Here is an 18,485-nt window from a genome sequence, read left to right on the forward strand (position 1 = left end):
TCAAGCTGCGCGTGCGCGGCTGATTGGAGGTTCGTCTTGCAATACCAGTCGCATGTCGATGCCCTTGTCCGGCATCTGGAGATCACGCCCTTCCTTTCGGACCTTGCCGAGGCGGGCGTGGAGGTCGATCCCGAAACCTGGGGGCACGTCGTCACGCAGGCCGCGCGCATGGCGGAAGAGCTGGTAGCGCCGCTCGATCCGGTGCTGGATCGGCAGGGCGCTCAGGTGGCGGGAGGCCGCGTGCGGACCGCGCCCGGCCACCGCGAGGCCTGGGCGCGCTATGTGCAGGACGGCTGGCTCGGGCTGCCGCTGCCGGAAGCGATGGGCGGCATGGGGTTGCCGTTGCTCCTGCAGGGCGCCTGCGAGGAACTGCTCAACCGCGCCTCGCCCGCCTTCGCCATGCTGGCCACCCCTGGCCGCACGGCGGCGGAGCTGCTGCTGGAAAGCGCGGCGGAAGAGCTGGCCGGGGAATGGGTGCCGCGCCTGCTTTCGGGCGAATGGGCCGCCACTATCTGCATTTCCGAACCTGACGCCGGCTCGGACGTCGGCCGCATCCGCACGCGGGCGGTAAAGGGCGAAGACGGCGCATGGCGCGTGACTGGCGAGAAATGCTGGATTTCCTATGGCGACCATGATCTTGCCGGGCGGATCGGGCACTTCATGCTGGCCCGGTCTGGCGAAGGGCAGGGCGTTCGCGGGCTCGGCCTGTTCCTCGTGCCTGACGGCGACGGGGAGGGCGCGCGTGGCGGCGTGTTCCTGCGCCGGATCGAGGAGAAGCTCGGACTTCATGGTTCGCCGACTTGCGTGCTCGGCTTCGAGGATGCGCCCGCCGTGCTGATCGGGCAGGAGGGTCGCGGGCTCCAGACCCTGTTCCACATGATGCTGCGTATGCGGCTTTCCTGCGGTCCGCAGGGGATCGGGGTGGCCAGCGGAGCCTTCGAAACCGCGCTGCGCTATGCGCAGGAGCGGCGACAGGGCGGCGCCCCCGATGCACCGCCCGTGCCCATTGCCGCTCATGCCGATGTACAGCGGATGCTGCTGGGCATGGCGGGCAGGATCGAGACCGCGCGCGCACTGGCGCTGACCTGTACGACGGCGCTGGAACTCGGCAGCCGCGCTGCGGACGGGGACGCGCGGGCGCAGTGGCTGTCGCTCTCGCAATTCCTGTTGCCCATCGTAAAGGACGGCGCGGCGCGGCTCGCCTTCGACGTGGCGAGCGAGGCGCTGCAGGTGCTGGGCGGGGCCGGCTATACCCGCGAATGGTCCGTCGAGCAGCGGCTGCGCGATGCGCGGGTCTTCTCCGTGTTCGAAGGGACCAGCGGCATTCAGGCCATCGACATGCTTCACCGCCGCCTCTGGCGCGAGGAGGGCGAGGGGCTGGCGCGCTTCCTTGCATGGGCGCGCGGCGAATTGCGGGATGGCGAGCCCTCCCGCCAACTGGCGCAAGTGCTGGACCTGCTGGAGCGGACCGCCGCCGATCTTTCGGCCATGCGGAGCGCGGCGCGAGGGGCAGAGGCCGGCGCGACCGCCTTCCTGGACTTGTGCGGCATGGCTGCCTGCGGCTGGATGGCGCTGCGCCTGGTCCACCGCGCGGGCGACGATGCGGTGGGCAGGCGCATGAAGGCGGCGGCGCGTTTTCATCTCGCCGAATTGCCGTTCGCGCCGAAGCGCAGGCCGGGCTGGCGCGCCTTGGTGCGCAGCGGCTGGAGGGGATCGCCGCGCTTCTCGATTAGCGGGCTTTTGGCGGCGCCGCTCTCAGAGGCCGCCGATATCGACGTCGTGAATGCGCTTCAGGAGGGCTGCGAGCATGTGGAACTCGGCATCGGAGAAGCGTTCGCGCAGCCATAGTCCGAGTTCGCCGCTGCGCTCATGCGCGGCGGAAAGCATGGCCACGCCCTGCTCGGTGATTTCCAGCGTCTGGCGGCGGCGATCCTCGGTGGATTGCCCGCGCACGATCAGTTCGCGGCCTTCCAGACGGTTGATGATGCCCATCACCGTGGCGCGGTCCATCTGGAGCGTTCGGCCGATGTCGGCTTGCGAGGTGCCGGGATTCTCGGCGATCAGGAGCATCGCGGTAAGCTGGGTCTGGGTAATGCCCAGATCGCTGAAGATCTCCGAAAAACGGCGCTGCGTGGCGCTTTGGGCCAAGCGCAGGTGCAGGTCCAGAACGTGATCTAGCGTGCGACCGGCTGTCAGTCCCGCGAATGTTTCGGCGTCTCTCATCACGTCCTGTTGCGAGCGTTTGCGGGAATCGTCAAGCGATGGCTTGGAAAATAATTGTCAGTGAAGCATACAATATCGCGACGACAATATAAGACTGGAGAGGTTATGGCCCATTTCCCGGAAACCCCGAGCTTTACCGGGTTCAACACCCCATCGCGGATCGAGGCGGATATCGCCGACCTTGCGCATGAGGGCACGATTCCGCCCGAACTGAACGGTGCGTTCTTCCGCGTCCAGCCCGATCCGCAGTTCCCGCCGCGCCTTGGCGACGATATCGCCTTCAACGGCGACGGCATGATCACGCGGTTCCATATCCACGACGGCCGGTGCGACTTGCGCCAGCGCTGGGCCCATACCGACAAGTGGAAGCTGGAACGCGAAGCCGGAAAGGGGCTGTTCGGCGCCTATCGCAATCCGTTGACGGACGATCCCGCGGTGGAGGGCCGGTTCCGCTCCACTGCGAACACCAATGCCTGGATCTACGCGGGCAAGCTCTGGGCGATGAAGGAGGACAGCCCGGCGCTGCTGATGGACCCGGCGACGATGGAGACCATCGGTTTCGAGACCTTCGGCGGAGCCATGCGCGGGCAGACCTTCACCGCGCATCCCAAGGTCGATCCGGTCACCGGCAACATGGTGGCGATCGGCTATGCCGCCTCGGGGCTCTGCACCGACGACGTGGCCTATTACGAGGTCGGCCCCGATGGCGCGCTGCTGCGCGAGGTGTGGTTCAAGGCGCCCTACTATTGCATGATGCACGATTTCGCGATCACCCGGGACTATTTGGTGATCCACATCGTGCCCTCCGTGGGAAGCTGGGACCGGCTCGATAAGGGCCTTCCGCACTTCGGGTTCGACACGAGCCTGCCGGTCTATCTGGGCGTGCTGCCGCGCCGAGAAGGGGTGACAGGCGAGGAGATCCGCTGGTTCCGCCGCGACAATTGCTTCGCCAGCCATGTCCTGAACGCATGGCAGGAGGGATCGCGGGTCCACTTCCTCACTGCCGAGGCGAAGAACAACATGTTCCCGTTCTTCCCGGACGTCCACGGCGCCCCGTTCAACGGCATGGAGGCGATGAGCTATCTGACCGACTGGACCGTGGACATGGCCTCCAACGGCGATAGCTTCGAGGCGATCAGCCGCCTGTCCGATACCGCCGCCGAGTTTCCCCGCATCGACGACCGCTTCACCGGGCGCAAGACGCGTTACGGCTGGATGCTGGAGATGGACATGCGCCGCCCGGTGGAACTGCGTGGCGGCAGCGCGGGCGGGCTGCTGATGAACTGCCTGTTCCTCAAGGACCTCGAAACCGGGCGCGAGCAGCACTGGTGGTGCGGGCCGGTGTCCAGCTTGCAGGAACCGTGCTTCGTGCCCCGCTCCGCCGATGCGCCCGAGGGGGATGGCTGGATCGTGCAGGTCTGCAACCGGCTGGAGGACCACCGCAGCGACCTGCTGATCTTCGATGCGCTCGATATCGAGAAGGGGCCGGTGGCGACCATCCACGTTCCGATCCGGCTGCGCTTCGGGCTCCACGGCAACTGGGCCGATGCCGGTGCGATCGGGCTGGCGGCCTGAGGAGGAAGGCCCGCAAAAAAGGGGAGAAGCCGCTGCCGGGGCAGGCGGCTTCTCCCAAGCTTCCGGCGGTTGCGGGCCGAAAAGGCGGATGGGTTCGGCGGAATTCAGTCCGCGATGCCGGCGCGGGCCTTGAGGTTCGCCTCATCCCGGGCGGCGCGGCGGGAAACAAGCAGGATCAGCACCACGATGGGCACGGCGACCACGTTGATGCTCAGCATCGCCGTGCGCAGATCGCCGGTGATGTCGGATATCAGCCCGACCACATAAGGGCCCACGCCCATGCCGAGAATGGTCATGACCAGCAGGTAGAGGCTGGCGGTGAGCCCCCTCATGCGCGGCAGGACCTGATCGTAGAGGATCGCGTAGAGCGGCGGCATCCATCCTGTCAGCACGATGCTGTAGACCACGAAGCGCAAGTAGAAGTCCCCGGGCGAAGGTGCCCAGTAGACCCAGAACGACAGCAGCGGCGACAGGCCCATCGACATCAGCGCGATTCCCGCCCGGCCGCCGCCGGGAAACCGCTGGTGCAGCCGGTCGGACAGCGGCCCCCAGATCAGCGGGCCGACGATGCCGGTCGCGGCCGAGAGCAGGCCGAACTGCAAGGCGGTGTCGGCCAGCGAGAGGTGGTAGGTGCGGATCAGGAAGCTGGGGTTGAAGGCCATCATTCCGTAGTTGATCGTCGATTGCAGCGTGCCCACGGCAATCGCCATGATGAGGGTCGGCGATCCGGCGATCACGCGGAAGGCCTGCCGGTCGCTGGCCTTCACCCCTTGCAGCAGGTTGACGACGACCAGCAGGCCAATGCCGATCACCAGCCATTGCAGGACGTGCGGATCGATCGCGAAGGCGCCGAAGCCGAGCGGCGGGCGCGGTGACCGGGCCATGCCGATCCGCGCCAGCACGGTTCCCGCCACCAGGATCAGCGCGAGTGCGGCAAAGTTGATGGCCACGCTGCGCAGGCTTGCCCGGCGCAGCGCCATGGCCACCCAGTGGCAGCCCGGCGTCACCGCGCCCAGCAGCGAGAGGCTGGCACGGAAGGGATGCGGATCGGGCGGCGTGGCGATGCCGTCCATCACGCCGCGTTCGGGTTCGCGCAGGCGCCAGAGGAAGATCGAAAGCACGAAGCCGGGCGCGGCGGCCACGAGGAAGGCGAATTGCCAGCCCTTCAGGCCCAGCGGCGCGGTGCCCGGCACGAAGGCGTCGCTCCACATCTGCGCGGCCAGTCCGCCCAGCACCAGCGATCCGCCCAGCCCCAGCGCAAGGCCGAGGCCATCACCGCCATCACGAAGCCCCGCCGGTGGCGCGGCCAGTAGTCGTAGATCAGCGAGGTGCCCGCAGGCTGCGTCGCCGCTTCGCCGATGCCGACGCAGAGCCGGGACGCGGCCAGCATGGCGAAGCTGGAGGTCATCCCCGCCATGGCGGTGGCGGCCGACCAGAACAGGATGCTCAGCGACAGCAGCCGCCCGCGCAGCCAGCCATCGGCAAGGCGGCCGACCGGCAGCGAGAACAGCGCGTAGAACAGTGCGAAGACGGTGCCGAACAGCAGGCCCATCTCGGCATCGCCGATACCGAGGTCCTGTTTGATCGCCGGGGCCAGGATCGCGAGGATCTGGCGGTCCAGCAGGCTCATCGCATTGGTCAGGGCGATCAGCGCCAGCGCGTACCATCCGCCGCGCGCGACATGGCGGGCCGGACCCGTCGCGACCTGTCCGACCGGCGGTTTCACGTCTGCCTTCACAGGGCGAACCAGCGTTCGGCGTTGGTCTGGAAGAACTTGCGCTTCACCTCCGGAGCCATGTCCATGGCATCGAGCGCGCGGACCTCTCCGGCTTCGTACTGATAGGGATAGTCCATGGCGTACATCACCCGGTCCTCGCCCATGACCTGCTGGGCGAAACGGATCGCCGGTTCCCAGGCCATCCCGCTGCACGTCACCAGCACGTTGCTGCGGAAGTATTCGGCGATGGTCTTGTTGAGCGGCTTCATCCGTTCGTAGCGCTGGGAGCGGATTCCGGCCTGGTGCATGTAGTCCAGCCGGTAGAGCCAGTATGGCAGCGCCTCGCCCATGTGGCCGACCATGATCTGGAGGTCGGGATAGCGGTCGAAGATGCCGATGGTGATGAGCCGCAGCAGGTGCATCCCGGTTTCCACGCCGAAGCCGTAGATCGCGCCGTCCAGCCCGGATTCGAGCAGCGGTCCGATCATCGCGTCGGGCGGCGTGCCGGGATGGATGTAAAGCGGCTGGTCGGTATCGGCCAGCGCGCGGAAGATCGGGTCGAAGGCAGGATCGTCGAGATAGCGGCCTTGCGTGTGGCTGTTGATCTGCACGCCCCGGAAACCCAGCTCGAAAGCGCCGCGCCGGATTTCGCGGGCGGACCATTCCGGGTCCTGCGGCGCCACGGCGGTCATGCCGATGAAGCGATCCGGGTGGGCCTCGCAGCGTTCGGCCAGCAGGTCGTTGGCGGAAAGCGCGATGCCGCGCGCCTCGTCCAGGTCGAGCAGGGGCTGGACGCCCGGCGAAGTGAGCGCGAGCACGGCCTTGTCGATGCCGGTCGCATCCATGTCGGCGATGCGGCGCTCGCCGAGATCGAGCAGGCGCTCGATGATCTGCATCGCGCGTTCGCTGGGGCTCTGGGCATAGAACCCCCAGAGCGAGGTCATGCCCCGGTCCGCCGTGCCGTCGCGCACCATGCGCAAGTAGACGTCGATCTGTTCGCGCGTGGCGAAGGCTTCCTCGGTGGCGATGCGCAGGTAGCCCTGCCTGCCGCCGGTCCTGAGGGCGCCGGTTTCGGGCGTGGTGGCCGGCAATTCGTCGATCATCTGCGATCCCATCCTCTTATCCTTCGTGGACGGCCTTGGTGACGAGGCAGGCCATGACGCCTTCCGGTCCGTCTTCGTGCCCATGTCCCGACCATTTGACCCCGCCGAACGGCGCATCGGCGCCGCCGATCATGGTGGTGTTGATGCCGAGCATTCCGGTTTCGATCTGCGCGGCGAGGCGTTTCTGCCGCGCCCCGTCGCCGGTCCAGGCATAGGCGGCGAGCCCATAGGGCAGGCGGTTGGCCTCCTCGATCATCGCCTCCTCCCCGGAGAAGCGGTTGATGAGCGCGACGGGGCCGAACGGCTCCTCGTTCATGATCCGCGCGGAGAGGGGCGTGTCGGACAGCACGGTGGGGGCATAGAAGAAGCCGCGGTTGCCGATCCGCTCGCCGCCTGCCTCCAGCCGGGCGCCCGCCGCCACCGCCTCGCGCACGAGTGCGTCGATGGCCTCGACCCGCCGCGGATTGGTGAGCGGGCCGACCTGGCTGTCCGGCGCGAGGCCGTCTCCCACTTTCAACCCGCGCGCGCGGCGGGCGAAGCCTTCGCGGAAATCCTCGAACACCGCATCCTCGACGATGAAGCGGGTGGGCGAGACGCAGACCTGCCCGGCGTTGCGATACTTGTGGCTCACCACGGTATCGAGCACGCGGTCGAGGTCCACGTCGGCGAAGACCAGCACCGGGCCGTGCCCGCCCAGTTCCATGGTCGTGCGCTTGAGGTCGTCTGCGGCGAGTTTCGCAAGGTGGCGGCCCACCGTGGTCGATCCCGTGAAGGAGAGCTTGCGGATCACCGGGCTGGCCAGCAGGTGGCGGCTCACTTCGTCCGGCACGCCGAACACGGCTTGCGCCGCCGCCGGCGGAAGGCCCGCGTCGAGCAGGCACTGCAGCACCGCGAGCGCCGAGGCCGGGGTTTCCTCCGCCGCCTTCAGGATGACCGAGCACCCCGCCGCGATCGGTGCGCCAAGCTTGCGGCCGGGGTTGCCGATGGGAAAGTTCCACGGCGCGAATGCGGCGACCGGGCCTACCGGTTCATGGACCACGGTAGAGCGCATCCCTTCCGGGCGCACCAGCGCGCGGCCGTAAAGGCGGAAGCACTCTCCGGCGTAGAATTCGAACAGGCCGATGTTCATGCCCACTTCCACGCGGGCCTCGCTCAGGGTCTTGCCCTGTTCGAGCACGGCGACATGGGCGATCTCCTCGCACCGCTCGCGCATCAGCCGCGCGGCGCCCTGCAGCACATCGGCGCGCTGCTGCGGCGTGGATCTTCGCCAGAGGCGGAAGCCGGCGGCGGCCACCTCCAGCGCGCGGTCGAGATCGGCGGCGTCGGCAAGCGGGAGCTGGCCCAGCACTTCGCCGGTGGCGGGATTGAGCACGGCGTGCGTGCGGCGCGTGCCGCCGGATACGCATTCGCCGTCGATGATCATGGAAAGCGCGGGGTACTGGATCATGCCTCACCTGGGCCGGAGGAATGGGGAGCCTGTCCGCCGGGGAGGGAGCCCCGGCGGACAGGCGGACGCGCGCTGCGCGTCTCTACTCGGCGGGAACGGCGGCGCTGCGCGCGTTCTCGCGATCGATGTCGCCCTGCCAGCGCTCCGCCACCATGGGCTTTCCGGTAACCGGGTGAGGCAGGTGGAACGGCAGCAGCTTGTGCGTCGGCCACAGCCAGTGATCCTCGATCAGGGCATCGGGGCCGCTGGGGTCTTCCGGGTAGAGGGTCTTGGGGAAGGGCACGTATTCGGCCTCGGTGAAGGCCCAGCCCTTGTCGAAATCGGCGTGCCAGTGCGGGAAGTAGTTGAGCACATGGATGCGCCAGACGCCGTCCACCTTCTTGTAGGTGTTCTCGTAAATGCCGCCTTCCCACCACTGGCGCGCATTGGCGGTGAGGGGGTTGGAGGGGTCGGTATAGTCGCGGTGCCGGCCGGCCTGCATCATCGAGCGGGCGCGGGCATGGGCGGTTACGCCGTCCGCCTCGATGGTGACGATGTCCTGCAGCTGCGGATGGTCGAGCAGGAAGCCGTCGATCGGGCCGTTGTTGCCGTGCGTGAAACGCTTCTGGAAACGTTCGACATAGAGGCGGTGCACACCCTCCCGGCCCTTCCACACGCCGCCGAAGAAGCGCACTTCGCCATCTTCGGTGAATAGGTCGATCACTTCGTTGTACATGCACTTGTCGATCAGGTAGCCGTAGAGATGCTGGAGCTTGCGCACGTCAAGCTCGTCCTCGCGCACGGTGAGGCGGCGCGCCAGTTCAGCCACTTGCGCTTCCAGCGCGTTGATCCGGTCAGTGTCGGCCATTTCGGTTCTCTCCTTGTCGTCCTGTTGGTTTTCAATTGGCAGGATCGTTACATTCCAAGCTCTTCGAGCCGCTCGATCTCCTCGCGATAGGGGCGGATGGCGCGGTAGATGCACAGCGTTGCCAGCGGCAGCAGGACCACGGCGGTGATCTCCAGCGCCAGCCAGAGCTTCGCCGGATCGACCACGATGTATTGCGCGACCAGACCGATCACGAAGCTGCCCATCGCCCCGAAGAACGTGAACATGAACAGGTAGATCGCCGTCACCTGGCCGCGCATGGCATTGGGCGCCACGCGCTGGATCGCGGCGTTCTGCGGCACCGCCCCGGCAATCCCGAACATCGCGCCGAAGGACATGACGAGGATCGAGAGCAGCCCGGTCGGCATCAGCGGCGCCAGGATCGAGCAGACCGTCACCACCGCAAAGCAGATGAAGGCGGCGCGCACGTTGGCGTCCTTGTGGCGCCTGGCCAGCCATTCGACGAAAGTACCGCCCAGCAGCAGCCCGAGCAGCGAGGAAACCAGCACGGTCACGGACGTTACCGCGCCGATCTGCGCCTCGTTCCAGCCATAAGTGCGGATCAGGAACGGCACGCGCCAGAAGGCGAGGCCGAAGCTCTCCAGCGCGCTGAGCGCAAGCCCGAGGAACAGCGGATAATAGACCCGGCGGTTGGCGCGGATCGCCTTGGCGGCATCGAGGCCGGTGAAGGTCATGACGCGGCGGGCGAGCGTCGCCCCCTCGGGGATCTGCGATGCGATGTCGTGACGGACCAGCCGCTGCGGCTCACGCACGGTCAGGAACAGCAGGGCGATGAGAAAGGCGGGCATCCCGATCCACACCAGTATCCACTGCCAGCCCAGGATGCGCAGCGGCCCGAGGGCGGTCGGCGCCCAGTGCGCGGTCAGGGCGATGAGCTGGCCGCCCACCAGTGGGCCGAGCGTCGATCCGCCGATGAAGCCGAATTGCAGGATCGCGAAGGCGCGGGTGATCTTTTTGGGCGGGAACATGTCCGCGATCAGCGAATAGGACGAGGGCGCATGGGCCGATCCGCCTGCCGCCAGGAACACGCGGCTGCCCACGAACTGGGTGAAGGTCTGCGCGATCCCGCCCAGCATCGTGACGAACCCGATCACCGTGACCCCGCCTGCCAGCACATATTTGCGCGGCCAGATATCGGCGAGCCGGGCCAGCGGGATGCCGACGAAGAGATAGCAGATGATGCTCGCGGGCCCGGCCAGGAAGCCGAGCTGCGAATCGGTGAGGCCGAAGTCGGTCTTGATTCGCTCCGCCAGCATGCCGAACACGACCTGGTCGAAGAAAGTCAGGAAGGTGGCAAGGACGATCACCGTCAGCGCCCAGTAGGCCGAGGCCGAACCCGGCCAATTGCGTTCTTCCGCGCCCTGCGGGGCGGTTCCGGGCGCCGGTTCCTCGATTGGCGCGATACTGGCTGCTGCTACCGCCATGGCCTCTCCCATCCATCCTCTCGCCCTGTCGTGTTCGGCATAGGCTCATTCGTGATTGTTAGCCTTGCATACAATCTCTCGATGGTGAACAAAAGAGATCAGATTCGAAAAAAGCACATCGAGAGGAGAGAGGGCATGCAGGATCTTCCGGGGAAGACCGCTTTCGTGACGGGCGGGGCCAGCGGCATCGGACTGGGAATTGCGAAGGCGCTGCTGGGCGCGGGGATGAACGTGACCATCGCCGATATCCGGCAGGACCATCTTGACGAAGCGGTGGCCGAACTGGACGGGGGCGAGCGGGTTCTGGCGATCCGGCTGGACGTGACCGACCGTGCCGCCTTTGCCGCGGCGGCGGATCGGGCAGAGGCCAGGTTCGGCAGGATTCACCTGCTTTGCAACAATGCCGGCGTCGCTGTCGTCGGCCCGACCGACGTTGCCACGTTTGCCGACTGGGACTGGGTGATGGGCGTCAACCTGGGCGGCACGGTCAACGGAATCGTCACGATTTTGCCCAGAATCCTGTCACATGGCGAAGCTGGGCATATCGTCAACACGGCTTCGATGTCGGCCCTCGTGCCGGCTCCCGGGACGACGATCTACTCCTCCGGCAAGGCGGCGGTCGCCTCCATGATGGAATGCATGAGACCCGAACTGGAATCCCGCGGAGTGATCTGTTCGGCGTTCTGTCCCGGCGCGGTCCAGTCCAACATCGCGCAGGCCAGCCAGACCCGCCCCGACGCGCTTGGGGAGACCGGTTATGCCGAGGCCGACAAGGGCCGCCAGGCGGGCGGCAGTTCTTCCACCTCTACCAGACCAAGGAGGAAGTGGGGCAGCGGGTGCTGGAGGGCATTCTCAACGACGAGCTTTACATCCTCACGCACGGAGAGTTCCTGGTGGGTGTGCGCGAGCGCGGGGAAGCCACCACGGCAGCAGTCCAGACCCAGCTTCCGGATAACGAAGAATATAAGCGTACCTTCGCAATTCTGTTCCGCAATCCGGCCATCACCGATGAGATCGCGCGCCAGAACCGCCTCCGCGCGGACCAGCGCGCCGAAGCCTGAGGAGGACGCCGATGAAGGATCTGGCGGGAAGAACCGCATTCGTCACCGGCGGGGCCAACGGCGTCGGCCTTGGCCTCGCACGGACGCTGCTGGCCGAGGGCTGCAAGGTGGCCATCGCCGATGTGCGCGAGGATGCGATTGCCGAGGCGCTGAAGACGCTGGAGAACCAGCCCGTGATCGGCGTGCCGCTCGACGTGTCCTCGCGCGGGGGCTTCGCCGAGGCGGCGGACCGGGTGGAGCGCGAGCTTGGGCCGGTGAGCCTGCTGTTCAACAATGCGGGGGTGAACCTGTTCCAGTCGATCGACGAATCTTCCTACGACGACTGGGACTGGCTGCTGGGCGTGAACCTGCACGGCGTGATCAACGGCGTGGCGACGTTCATTCCGCGCATGAAGGAGCGCGGGCAGGGCGGGCATGTCTGCAACACGGCCTCGATGGCAGCATTCCTCGGCAGCGGGGTGCCGGGCATCTACAACACCACCAAGTTCGCGGTGCGCGGGCTCAGCGAATCCCTGCGCTACAGCCTCGCGCCGCACGGGATCGGAGTTTCGATGCTTTGCCCCGGTCTGGTGAAGACGCATATCTATGCCAGCGACGAGATCCGCCCCGAAGCGCTCAAGGCAGGGGCCAAGGCGGTGAACACGGCCTTCGTCGGCCAGCTCGAACAGGTCCATCAGGCTGGCATGGAGCCGGAAGTAATCGCGCGGCGCACCATCGATGCGTTGAAGGAGAACCGGTTCTACGTGTTTTCCCATCCCGAATTTCGCGAGGAACTGGCGGAGGTCTTTGCCGAGGTCATCGGCGAGTTCAGGGATTATCCCGCCGATCCCGGCTTCGACGCGCGCATGAAGATCGAGGAAGGCCGCCGTGCGCGCTACAGGGAGGCGCGGGAGGCGGCCCGGCAGCCGGTGTAAGGCGGGGGCGGCTGAATGTGTCAGTCCGCCTCGCGCGCGTCGAAACGAAGGCGGGCGCTGCGAATGACCTGCTGGTGCTGGTTCACCCAGTCGATCATGCCGCGCGCCCGGTCGCCCAGTTCCTCGCCGAGCGGGGTGAGGGCATAAGTCACGCGCGGCGGTATGTCCTCGCTCACCGTCCGTTCGGCAAAGCCGTCGCGTTCGAGCGTGCGCAGCTTGAGCGTCAGCACGCGCTGCGAAATGTCGCCTTCTTCGGAAAGGTCGCAAAGCGTGCGTCGCAGGTCGGCGTGGCGTCTTTCGCCGGTCCTGAGCACCAGCAGGATCAGCGTCGACCAGCGATCGCCCAGCAGGCCCATGACGCTGCGCACCGGGGCGTCGCGCGCGGTGCCATGCGCCTGCATGTCCGCCGCGAGTTCGGCGATGCCCCCGCGCTCCTGCTCCCCGCTTTCCAATTTACCTGCATCCCTCATCGCGAGGGCACAAAAAAGTGCCTTCTTCCTGCTGCCTTCCGACACTTTATGACCTTTGCGGGCAAGATCAATCATGGGAGAGAAACATGGCCATTGACGCCATCCGCCTCGACGGGAAAGTCGCCATCGTAACCGGCGGCGCCGGCGGGATCGGTTCCGCCACCGCGCGCCTCCTAACCGCGCGCGGGGCCAGGGTCGCCATTGCCGACATCGCCTTCGACGCGGCGACCGCGCTGGCGGAGGAATTGCCTGGTGCGATCGCGGTGCCGCTCGATCTCGAGGACGAAGGCTCGATCGAGACGATGATCGCCGCCACCGTGCGCCACTTCGGACAGCTCGATGTGCTGCACAACAATGCTGCGCTGCTCGGTCCCGAAATCGCGCGGGACGATGGCGATATCGAGGGCATGGATACCGCGCTGTGGGAGCGGACCTACCGGATCAATGTGCGCGGAACCATGATCGCCTGCCGCGCCGCGCTGCCGCACTTGCGGGAAAGCCGGGGCAACGTGGTCAACACGGTCACCAATCTGGCATTGCAGGGCCATGTCATCCAGGCCGCCTATGCCTCTTCCAAGGCGGCGGTCATCCAGATGACGCGATCCATCGCGGCCAGCCACGGCATCCACGGCATACGCTGCAATGCCGTTGCGCCGGGCATGACGATGACGCCCGCCCTGCGGGAAGCCTTCCCCCCGCCGCTTCGCAAGATGGTGGAGGACGAGACCCTGCGGGATCGGCTGGGCGAGCCCGGCGACATCGCCGAAGCGGTGGCCTTCCTCGCTTCGGAAGCGGCGCGCAACATCACGGGCCAGGTGCTCGTCGCCGATGGCGGCTGCGCCAGCCATGTCCCCGGCATCGCTCCGTTCCGCGCCTTTCTTGCGGGAGGCGAGGCATGAGCCAGTACGATATCGTCGTCATGGGCGGAGGGCACAACGGCCTCGTTGCCGCCGCCTACATGGCCAAGGCGGGCAAGAAGGTGATCGTGCTCGAACGCAAGCCCCACTACGGCGGCGGCGTTTCCACGCGTGAGCTGATCCAGCCCGGCTTCTGGCATGACGAACACTCCAACGTGCACATCATGATTCAGGGCAACCCGATGCTGCGCGAGGACGAACTGGGCCTCTTGAGCAAGTTCGGTCTCGAATACATCTATCCCGAACCGCCCCATGCCTCGATCTGGGAGGACGGCACGATCGTGCGCTCGTGGCGCGATCTCGACCGGACTTGCGAGGAAATCGCCATGTTCTCGCCAAGGGACGCGGAGGCCTATCGCAAGTTCGCCACCGCCTCGATGGCGGCGCTGCCGATGTTCATGTCCGGCCTCTATGCCCCGCCGTTCCCGATGGGGGCCTTCGTGGCGATGATGGACCAGTCGGACGAGGGGCGTTTCCTCCTCGATGTCATGCAGCGTTCGGCGCTCGACGTGGTGAACCAGTACTTCGAAAGCGACCTCCTGCGCATCCACATCGTGCGCATGGTCACCGAGAACCTCCAGATGCCCGATGAACTGGGCACCGGCATGGGTGCTTTCCTGATGCCGGGGATCATCCACGCCTATGGCTGTTCGATGCCCAGGGGCGGTTCCGGCCAGCTTTCCCACGCGCTGGTCCGCGCGATCGAGCATTTCGGCGGCGAAGTGCGGTGCAATGCCGAAGTGCGCCGGGTCGTCGTCTCGGGCGGCAAGGCGGTCGGCCTCGAACTGGTGGATGGCGAGACGTTTACCGCCAAGGACGGCGTGATCGGCGCGATCCATCCGCATGTCCTGCGCAAGTTCGTGGCCGAAACGCCCGAGGCGGTGCTCCAGCGGGCGGAGCGGGTCACCCAGTCCACCTTCTCGATCAACCTCACGCACCTGACCCTGAAGGAGCGGCTGAGGCTGAAGGTCGGCAATGAAACCAATGCCATGATGACCGAGCTGATGGACTTCTACACCATGCGCGACATGCTGCTGGAGTACGACAAGCTGCGGCGCGGCGAAGTGTCCGAACGGCTGATCGCGGGCGGGGACAACACGATCTTCGACCCCAGTCGTGCCCCCGAAGGTGCAGGCGTGTTCTACGGGGTGAACTTCGCGCCCTATGATCTTTGGCCCGGCGGTCCGGGTTCTTGGGACGAACGCAAGGAGGAGATCGCCGACCGCGCGCTGGCGCAGTACCGGAAATTCTACGCGAACCTCGATGACGGCAACATCACCGGCCGCCTGATCCGCTCCCCCGTCGATCATGAGCGGGACAGCCCGGCCAGCTTCCTCAAGGGCGATATCCATGGCTGCGCGCCGTTCTTCTACCAGTCCGTCGCGCACCGGCCCACGCCGGACCTTGGCTCGCTCAGGGTTCCGGGGATAGAGGGGCTCTATCTCGTCGGGCCGTTCATGCATCCGGGCGGCGGGGTGTTCGGCGCGGGCCGGGCAACGGCGATCCAGATGATGGATGACCTCGATATCGAATTCGACAAGGTCTGCGCGGGAGCGGTGTGATGGTGGACAGGAAGAAGGCTCCGGTGATGCGCATCCTCGATGCGCAGGACAAGGAACTGATGGCCGTGCGCCGGATCGAGCGGGACGGCGACAATCTGGTCATTCGCGGCAAGATCTTCGGCGCCATGCCGATGGTGGCGAAAGTCACGCCGCAGGAGGCACGCGCGGCGCTCCGACTGCTTGACGCAAAGACGGTGCTGTTCCTGCTGAGCCTGCTGTTTCGCAGGAGCCGCTGACAGCGCGGGGCATCGGCGGGCTCGATAGAAGCGATCCGATTCCATGCGTTTTTCCAGGCTGCTCCGGCCCCCCATAAGGGGACTCCGGAGCAGTCAGGATTGAAACAAGCATGAGCATTCTGGGAGTTGAGAGCGTTCTGTTCGGGGTGACGGACCTGGCGGAACATACGCGGTTCTGGACCGATTTCGGCCTGCCGCTGGAAAGCGCAGGAGCGGACGAAACGGTGTTCCGCCTCGCATCGGGCAGCCGGGTCATCCTCCTGCGCCACGGCGATGCGCGCCTGCCGAGCCCCGATCCGTTTCCCGGAGACGGCCTCAAGGAAACCGTCTGGGGCGTGGACACGGCCGACAGCCTCGAAGCGATTGCCGTCAGCCTGGCGCGCGACGTTGCCGTTTCCCGCGATGCGGACGGCGCCGTCCACGCTGTCTGCCCCGATGGTCAGCCGATTGCGCTGCGCGTGTGGGACAAGCGGGTGTTCCATTCGGAAGCGAGCCCGGTGAACACGCCCACCAGCTATCCGCGCTTCAACCAGCACCGCATCTGGCGCCGGGCAGCGATACCCAAGACGATCAATCACGTCGTGTTCTTCTCTCCCGATTATGTCGGCAGCTTCGAATTCTACGAACGCCATTTCGGCTTCCGTTATGTCGATCATTCGAAGGGCTCGGGCATCTTCGCGCGGGCGGACGGCACGTATGAGCATCATTCGATCTTCTGGGTGAACTGCGACCTGCCTATCGCGCCCGACCACTTCAAATTCATGCACATCGCCTTCGGCATGGACGACATCGACGAAGTCATGCTGGGCGCCAACATCATGGAGCGAAAGGGCTGGAAGAACGAGAGCATGAACAGTTCGGGCGGCATATCCCGCCACCGCATTTCCAGCGCGATCTACTATTACTGCGACATGCCCGGAAAGGCGGGCGAGGCGGAGTACCACGCCGATACCGACTATCTGGACGATAACTGGGTGCCGCGCGCCTGGGATTTCCGCTTCGGCTCGCTGCTCTGGTCGAACAATGCCCCACCGATCTTCCGGGGCGACAATATTCCCTGGGACATGGCGTTCGACGCCGATCGCGCCAGTTTCGCGCCGTTTCGCAAGACCCGGCCCGGCAAGCTCCCGGTCCATGGCAAGCTGAACGAACTGACCGAGGACGACGAGCACGCGCTTTGACGGTGCGGGGCTGACGGATCGGCCGGCTTGCGACTTGCATGCCGGCCTCAGCCGTATAAATTGGAATGATAATTCTTGAATGGGAGAGGTGCGTGCCATCACGTCGCAGTTTCGTCGCGTCCTGCGGGGTGATCGTGGGAAGCGCGCTGCTTCCGGGTCTCGGCCGTGCGGAAACCTATCGCCGGATCCCGCAGAAGGCGTCGGCACGGGTCATCGTGGACAACGATTTCGCCGGCGATCCGGACGGTCTGGTTGCGCTGGCGCACCAGTTGCTGTCGCCCCGTACCAAGACCGTGCTTGTCACTGCGTCCGCGCTCGACCCGAAGCTGCTGGGCGATGTACCTGCCGGAACCACGGCTGCTGCCGGACGCGCCGTGGCGACGGAACTCATCCGCCGCGCGGGGATCGCAAATGCGCCGCCGGTGGTGGCCGGGTCGGAGCTGCTGGGCGCCGTCCAGCCCGAGGCGAGCGCTGCGGCGCGGGCCATCGTGGCCGAGGCCATGCGCGACGATCCCCTGCCGCTCTACTTCACTTGCGGCGGCCCGCTCACCAACCTGGCGGCGGCGCTGCGCCTTGAACCGAAGATCGCCGGACGCATGACGGTGATCTGGATCGGCGGCGGCGCCTATCCGGCGGGCGGCTGGGAATACAATCTTTCCGCCGACATCGCCGCCGCACAGATCGTGATCGAGCAGTCGAAAGTGCCGCTCTGGCAGATTCCGCAGGATGCCTATCGGCAGATGCAGTTCTCGGTCGCGGAACTGGCCGAGCAGCTTCGGCCGATCTCGCCCTTAGGCGAATGGCTCTACGACCGTTTCACGACGCCGCCGTCGTTCGTCGACGTGGGCGGCAGCTGGCCGCTGGGCGACAGCCCCGACCGTGTTGCTCAGCGCGATTTCGCAGGAGAGCAGCACGCATGTCGATCTGCCGGCCGGCGGATCAAGGCGGACTGCACATATGGTGAGGAAATCGCGGGCCGGACCTTGCGCGTGTTCCGAACGCTGGATGCGCGGCTTACGTTCGGAGATTTCTTTGCCCTGATGCGGCTCCACGCGCGCAGGTGAAGTTTAGCTCAGCAGGCCTGCACGAAATGCTCGACCGAGGGGGCTTCGACGAAGAAGGGTCCTGCCAGCGCGCGCCAGGCCTGAAAACCTTCGGACTCGCGGAAATCGACCATGTGGGCCTCTACGCTCTCCCAGCCGACCACGAGGTGATAGCGCGCGGGATTCTCCACCGAGCGGTGCAGTGCGAAGGAGACGAAGCCCTTGGCCGCTTCGAAATGCGGGCGGGCCTTGGCAACGGCCGCCTCGAAGGTGGCGGCGCGCGCCGGGTCGATGGTGAGGGTGGCGATTTCGTGGATCACAGGCTCGGCTCCTCGACGAATTCGATCAGGTTGCCCGCGCAGTCGCGGATGAAGCAGCCCTTGCCGAAGGCCTCCCGCACCACGAATGCCACGTCCGCGTGCTTTTCCGCCATTTCCGTCAGGAACACTTCGAGGTCTTCCACCCGGAAGGCAACGTGCTTGTTGCCATGGGTCTTGAGATCGCGCGGGGGGAAGCGGCGGTCTTCGGGGAGGGCGGCGGCACCTTCCACCTCGAAGATCTCGAACCGCAGCGGGCCCTTGCGGACCATGGCGGTGCGGGATTTCGCCGCCTCGATATAGAACTTTTTCTCGACCTCGAAGCCGAGCACGCGGCCGTACCAGTCGATCGCCTCGTCAAGGCTGGGGACGGAAACGCCGCCGTGGTGGAAGGTGAATTCGGCCATCT

At 66.3% G+C, this 18,485-nt stretch carries 19 protein-coding genes and 1 pseudogene; 10 read left to right on the plus strand and 10 right to left on the minus strand.

All coding sequences use genetic code 11. The features are described from left to right. Window positions 1-36 precede the first annotated feature (36 nt). Window positions 37-1,848, plus strand: coding sequence for an acyl-CoA dehydrogenase family protein (locus ADT71_RS07630; RefSeq protein ID WP_054436038.1), 1,812 nt, complete (start codon window positions 37-39; stop codon window positions 1,846-1,848). On the opposite strand, the gene ADT71_RS07635 is transcribed toward ADT71_RS07630, so the two are convergent. Beyond that, window positions 1,756-2,223 carry a MarR family winged helix-turn-helix transcriptional regulator gene (locus ADT71_RS07635; protein WP_054436039.1) on the minus strand — a complete coding sequence of 156 codons (468 nt, stop codon included), beginning with the start codon at window positions 2,221-2,223 and terminating at the stop codon, window positions 1,756-1,758. The genes ADT71_RS07630 and ADT71_RS07635 overlap by 93 nt on opposite strands. 105 nt (window positions 2,224-2,328) lie before the next feature. Between ADT71_RS07635 and ADT71_RS07640 the strand changes: the two genes are divergently transcribed. Then, window positions 2,329-3,798, plus strand: coding sequence for a carotenoid oxygenase family protein (locus tag ADT71_RS07640; RefSeq protein ID WP_054436040.1), 1,470 nt, complete (start codon window positions 2,329-2,331; stop codon window positions 3,796-3,798). Window positions 3,799-3,902: 104 nt separating this feature from the next. Here ADT71_RS07640 and ADT71_RS07645 read toward each other — a convergent pair whose 3' ends face one another. The 6 genes from ADT71_RS07645 to ADT71_RS07665 all read right to left on the minus strand — a co-directional run bounded on the left by ADT71_RS07645 (window position 3,903) and on the right by ADT71_RS07665 (window position 10,375). Beyond that, window positions 3,903-5,033 (minus strand): MFS transporter, encoded by a 1,131-nt coding sequence (locus ADT71_RS07645; protein WP_231635703.1) that lies wholly within the window; start codon window positions 5,031-5,033, stop codon window positions 3,903-3,905. Beyond that, the gene (locus ADT71_RS33220; RefSeq protein ID WP_231635704.1) at window positions 4,964-5,524 is read right to left on the minus strand and encodes an MFS transporter; all 561 of its coding nucleotides are present in this window, start codon (window positions 5,522-5,524) and stop codon (window positions 4,964-4,966) included. The genes ADT71_RS07645 and ADT71_RS33220 overlap by 70 nt, the downstream gene beginning before the upstream one ends. A gap of 8 nt (window positions 5,525-5,532) precedes the next feature. Further along, window positions 5,533-6,630, minus strand: a complete 1,098-nt coding sequence (locus tag ADT71_RS07650) for an amidohydrolase family protein (protein WP_231635705.1) — start codon at window positions 6,628-6,630, stop codon at window positions 5,533-5,535. Between the two features lie 4 nt (window positions 6,631-6,634). After that, complete coding sequence (locus ADT71_RS07655) at window positions 6,635-8,065, minus strand: NAD-dependent succinate-semialdehyde dehydrogenase (RefSeq protein WP_197282944.1); 1,431 nt, start codon at window positions 8,063-8,065, stop codon at window positions 6,635-6,637. An 82-nt stretch (window positions 8,066-8,147) separates the two neighbouring features. Further along, window positions 8,148-8,912 (minus strand): nuclear transport factor 2 family protein, encoded by a 765-nt coding sequence (locus tag ADT71_RS07660; protein WP_054436042.1) that lies wholly within the window; start codon window positions 8,910-8,912, stop codon window positions 8,148-8,150. 47 nt (window positions 8,913-8,959) lie between these two features. Continuing rightward, the gene (locus tag ADT71_RS07665) at window positions 8,960-10,375 is read right to left on the minus strand and encodes an MFS transporter (RefSeq protein ID WP_054436065.1); all 1,416 of its coding nucleotides are present in this window, start codon (window positions 10,373-10,375) and stop codon (window positions 8,960-8,962) included. A gap of 135 nt (window positions 10,376-10,510) precedes the next feature. Here ADT71_RS07665 and ADT71_RS33225 point away from each other — a divergent pair. The 3 genes and pseudogenes from ADT71_RS33225 to ADT71_RS07675 all read left to right on the plus strand — a co-directional run. Beyond that, window positions 10,511-11,056: pseudogene (locus ADT71_RS33225) on the plus strand (SDR family NAD(P)-dependent oxidoreductase); the annotation flags it as partial. Window positions 11,057-11,199: 143 nt separating this feature from the next. Continuing rightward, entirely contained in the window at window positions 11,200-11,436 is a 237-nt protein-coding gene (locus ADT71_RS33230) for a hypothetical protein (RefSeq protein WP_231635706.1), read from the plus strand. Window positions 11,437-11,447: 11 nt separating this feature from the next. After that, window positions 11,448-12,350 (plus strand): SDR family NAD(P)-dependent oxidoreductase, encoded by a 903-nt coding sequence (locus tag ADT71_RS07675; protein WP_054436043.1) that lies wholly within the window; start codon window positions 11,448-11,450, stop codon window positions 12,348-12,350. Between the two features lie 20 nt (window positions 12,351-12,370). Here the strand turns inward: ADT71_RS07675 and ADT71_RS07680 are convergent, their stop codons facing one another. Further along, window positions 12,371-12,802, minus strand: coding sequence for a helix-turn-helix domain-containing protein (locus tag ADT71_RS07680; RefSeq protein ID WP_054436044.1), 432 nt, complete (start codon window positions 12,800-12,802; stop codon window positions 12,371-12,373). Window positions 12,803-12,906: 104 nt separating this feature from the next. On the opposite strand from ADT71_RS07680, the gene ADT71_RS07685 reads away from it, so the two are divergent. From ADT71_RS07685 to ADT71_RS07705, 5 genes are all read left to right on the plus strand, one after another. Next, window positions 12,907-13,719, plus strand: a complete 813-nt coding sequence (locus tag ADT71_RS07685) for an SDR family NAD(P)-dependent oxidoreductase (protein ID WP_054436045.1) — start codon at window positions 12,907-12,909, stop codon at window positions 13,717-13,719. Beyond that, a complete protein-coding gene (locus ADT71_RS07690; protein WP_054436046.1) occupies window positions 13,716-15,299 on the plus strand; it encodes an NAD(P)/FAD-dependent oxidoreductase in 1,584 nt (527 codons plus the stop codon). Before ADT71_RS07685 ends, ADT71_RS07690 begins: the two co-directional genes overlap by 4 nt. Next, on the plus strand, window positions 15,299-15,535 hold the full coding sequence (locus ADT71_RS07695) for a hypothetical protein (protein WP_054436047.1): 237 nt from the start codon (window positions 15,299-15,301) through the stop codon (window positions 15,533-15,535). The genes ADT71_RS07690 and ADT71_RS07695 overlap by 1 nt, the downstream gene beginning before the upstream one ends. 110 nt (window positions 15,536-15,645) lie before the next feature. Then, window positions 15,646-16,716: a VOC family protein gene (locus tag ADT71_RS07700; protein WP_054436048.1), complete on the plus strand. Its 1,071-nt coding sequence runs from the start codon at window positions 15,646-15,648 to the stop codon at window positions 16,714-16,716. Between the two features lie 92 nt (window positions 16,717-16,808). Continuing rightward, window positions 16,809-17,780, plus strand: a complete 972-nt coding sequence (locus tag ADT71_RS07705) for a nucleoside hydrolase (protein ID WP_231635707.1) — start codon at window positions 16,809-16,811, stop codon at window positions 17,778-17,780. Between the two features lie 8 nt (window positions 17,781-17,788). Here ADT71_RS07705 and ADT71_RS07710 read toward each other — a convergent pair whose 3' ends face one another. Further along, window positions 17,789-18,079, minus strand: coding sequence for an antibiotic biosynthesis monooxygenase (locus ADT71_RS07710; RefSeq protein WP_054436050.1), 291 nt, complete (start codon window positions 18,077-18,079; stop codon window positions 17,789-17,791). After that, complete coding sequence (locus tag ADT71_RS07715) at window positions 18,076-18,483, minus strand: VOC family protein (protein ID WP_054436051.1); 408 nt, start codon at window positions 18,481-18,483, stop codon at window positions 18,076-18,078. Before ADT71_RS07715 ends, ADT71_RS07710 begins: the two co-directional genes overlap by 4 nt. Window positions 18,484-18,485: the final 2 nt, after the last annotated feature.

The sequence above is a fragment of the Novosphingobium sp. ST904 genome (assembly GCF_001298105.1).
Lineage (GTDB): Bacteria > Pseudomonadota > Alphaproteobacteria > Sphingomonadales > Sphingomonadaceae > Novosphingobium.

What these genes read in the sequence shown, in the direction of transcription:
- ADT71_RS07715 (WP_054436051.1), bottom strand. Translation starts at nt 18,483, where the DNA reads ATGGCCGAATTCACCTTCCACCACGGCGGCGTTTCCGTCCCCAGCCTT.
- ADT71_RS07635 (WP_054436039.1), bottom strand. Translation starts at nt 2,223, where the DNA reads ATGAGAGACGCCGAAACATTCGCGGGACTGACAGCCGGTCGCACGCTA.
- ADT71_RS07660 (WP_054436042.1), bottom strand. Translation starts at nt 8,912, where the DNA reads ATGGCCGACACTGACCGGATCAACGCGCTGGAAGCGCAAGTGGCTGAA.
- ADT71_RS07695 (WP_054436047.1), top strand. Translation starts at nt 15,299, where the DNA reads ATGGTGGACAGGAAGAAGGCTCCGGTGATGCGCATCCTCGATGCGCAG.
- ADT71_RS07685 (WP_054436045.1), top strand. Translation starts at nt 12,907, where the DNA reads ATGGCCATTGACGCCATCCGCCTCGACGGGAAAGTCGCCATCGTAACC.
- ADT71_RS07675 (WP_054436043.1), top strand. Translation starts at nt 11,448, where the DNA reads ATGAAGGATCTGGCGGGAAGAACCGCATTCGTCACCGGCGGGGCCAAC.
- ADT71_RS07655 (WP_197282944.1), bottom strand. Translation starts at nt 8,065, where the DNA reads ATGATCCAGTACCCCGCGCTTTCCATGATCATCGACGGCGAATGCGTA.
- ADT71_RS07640 (WP_054436040.1), top strand. Translation starts at nt 2,329, where the DNA reads ATGGCCCATTTCCCGGAAACCCCGAGCTTTACCGGGTTCAACACCCCA.
- ADT71_RS07665 (WP_054436065.1), bottom strand. Translation starts at nt 10,375, where the DNA reads ATGGCGGTAGCAGCAGCCAGTATCGCGCCAATCGAGGAACCGGCGCCC.
- ADT71_RS07650 (WP_231635705.1), bottom strand. Translation starts at nt 6,630, where the DNA reads ATGGGATCGCAGATGATCGACGAATTGCCGGCCACCACGCCCGAAACC.
- ADT71_RS07690 (WP_054436046.1), top strand. Translation starts at nt 13,716, where the DNA reads ATGAGCCAGTACGATATCGTCGTCATGGGCGGAGGGCACAACGGCCTC.
- ADT71_RS07700 (WP_054436048.1), top strand. Translation starts at nt 15,646, where the DNA reads ATGAGCATTCTGGGAGTTGAGAGCGTTCTGTTCGGGGTGACGGACCTG.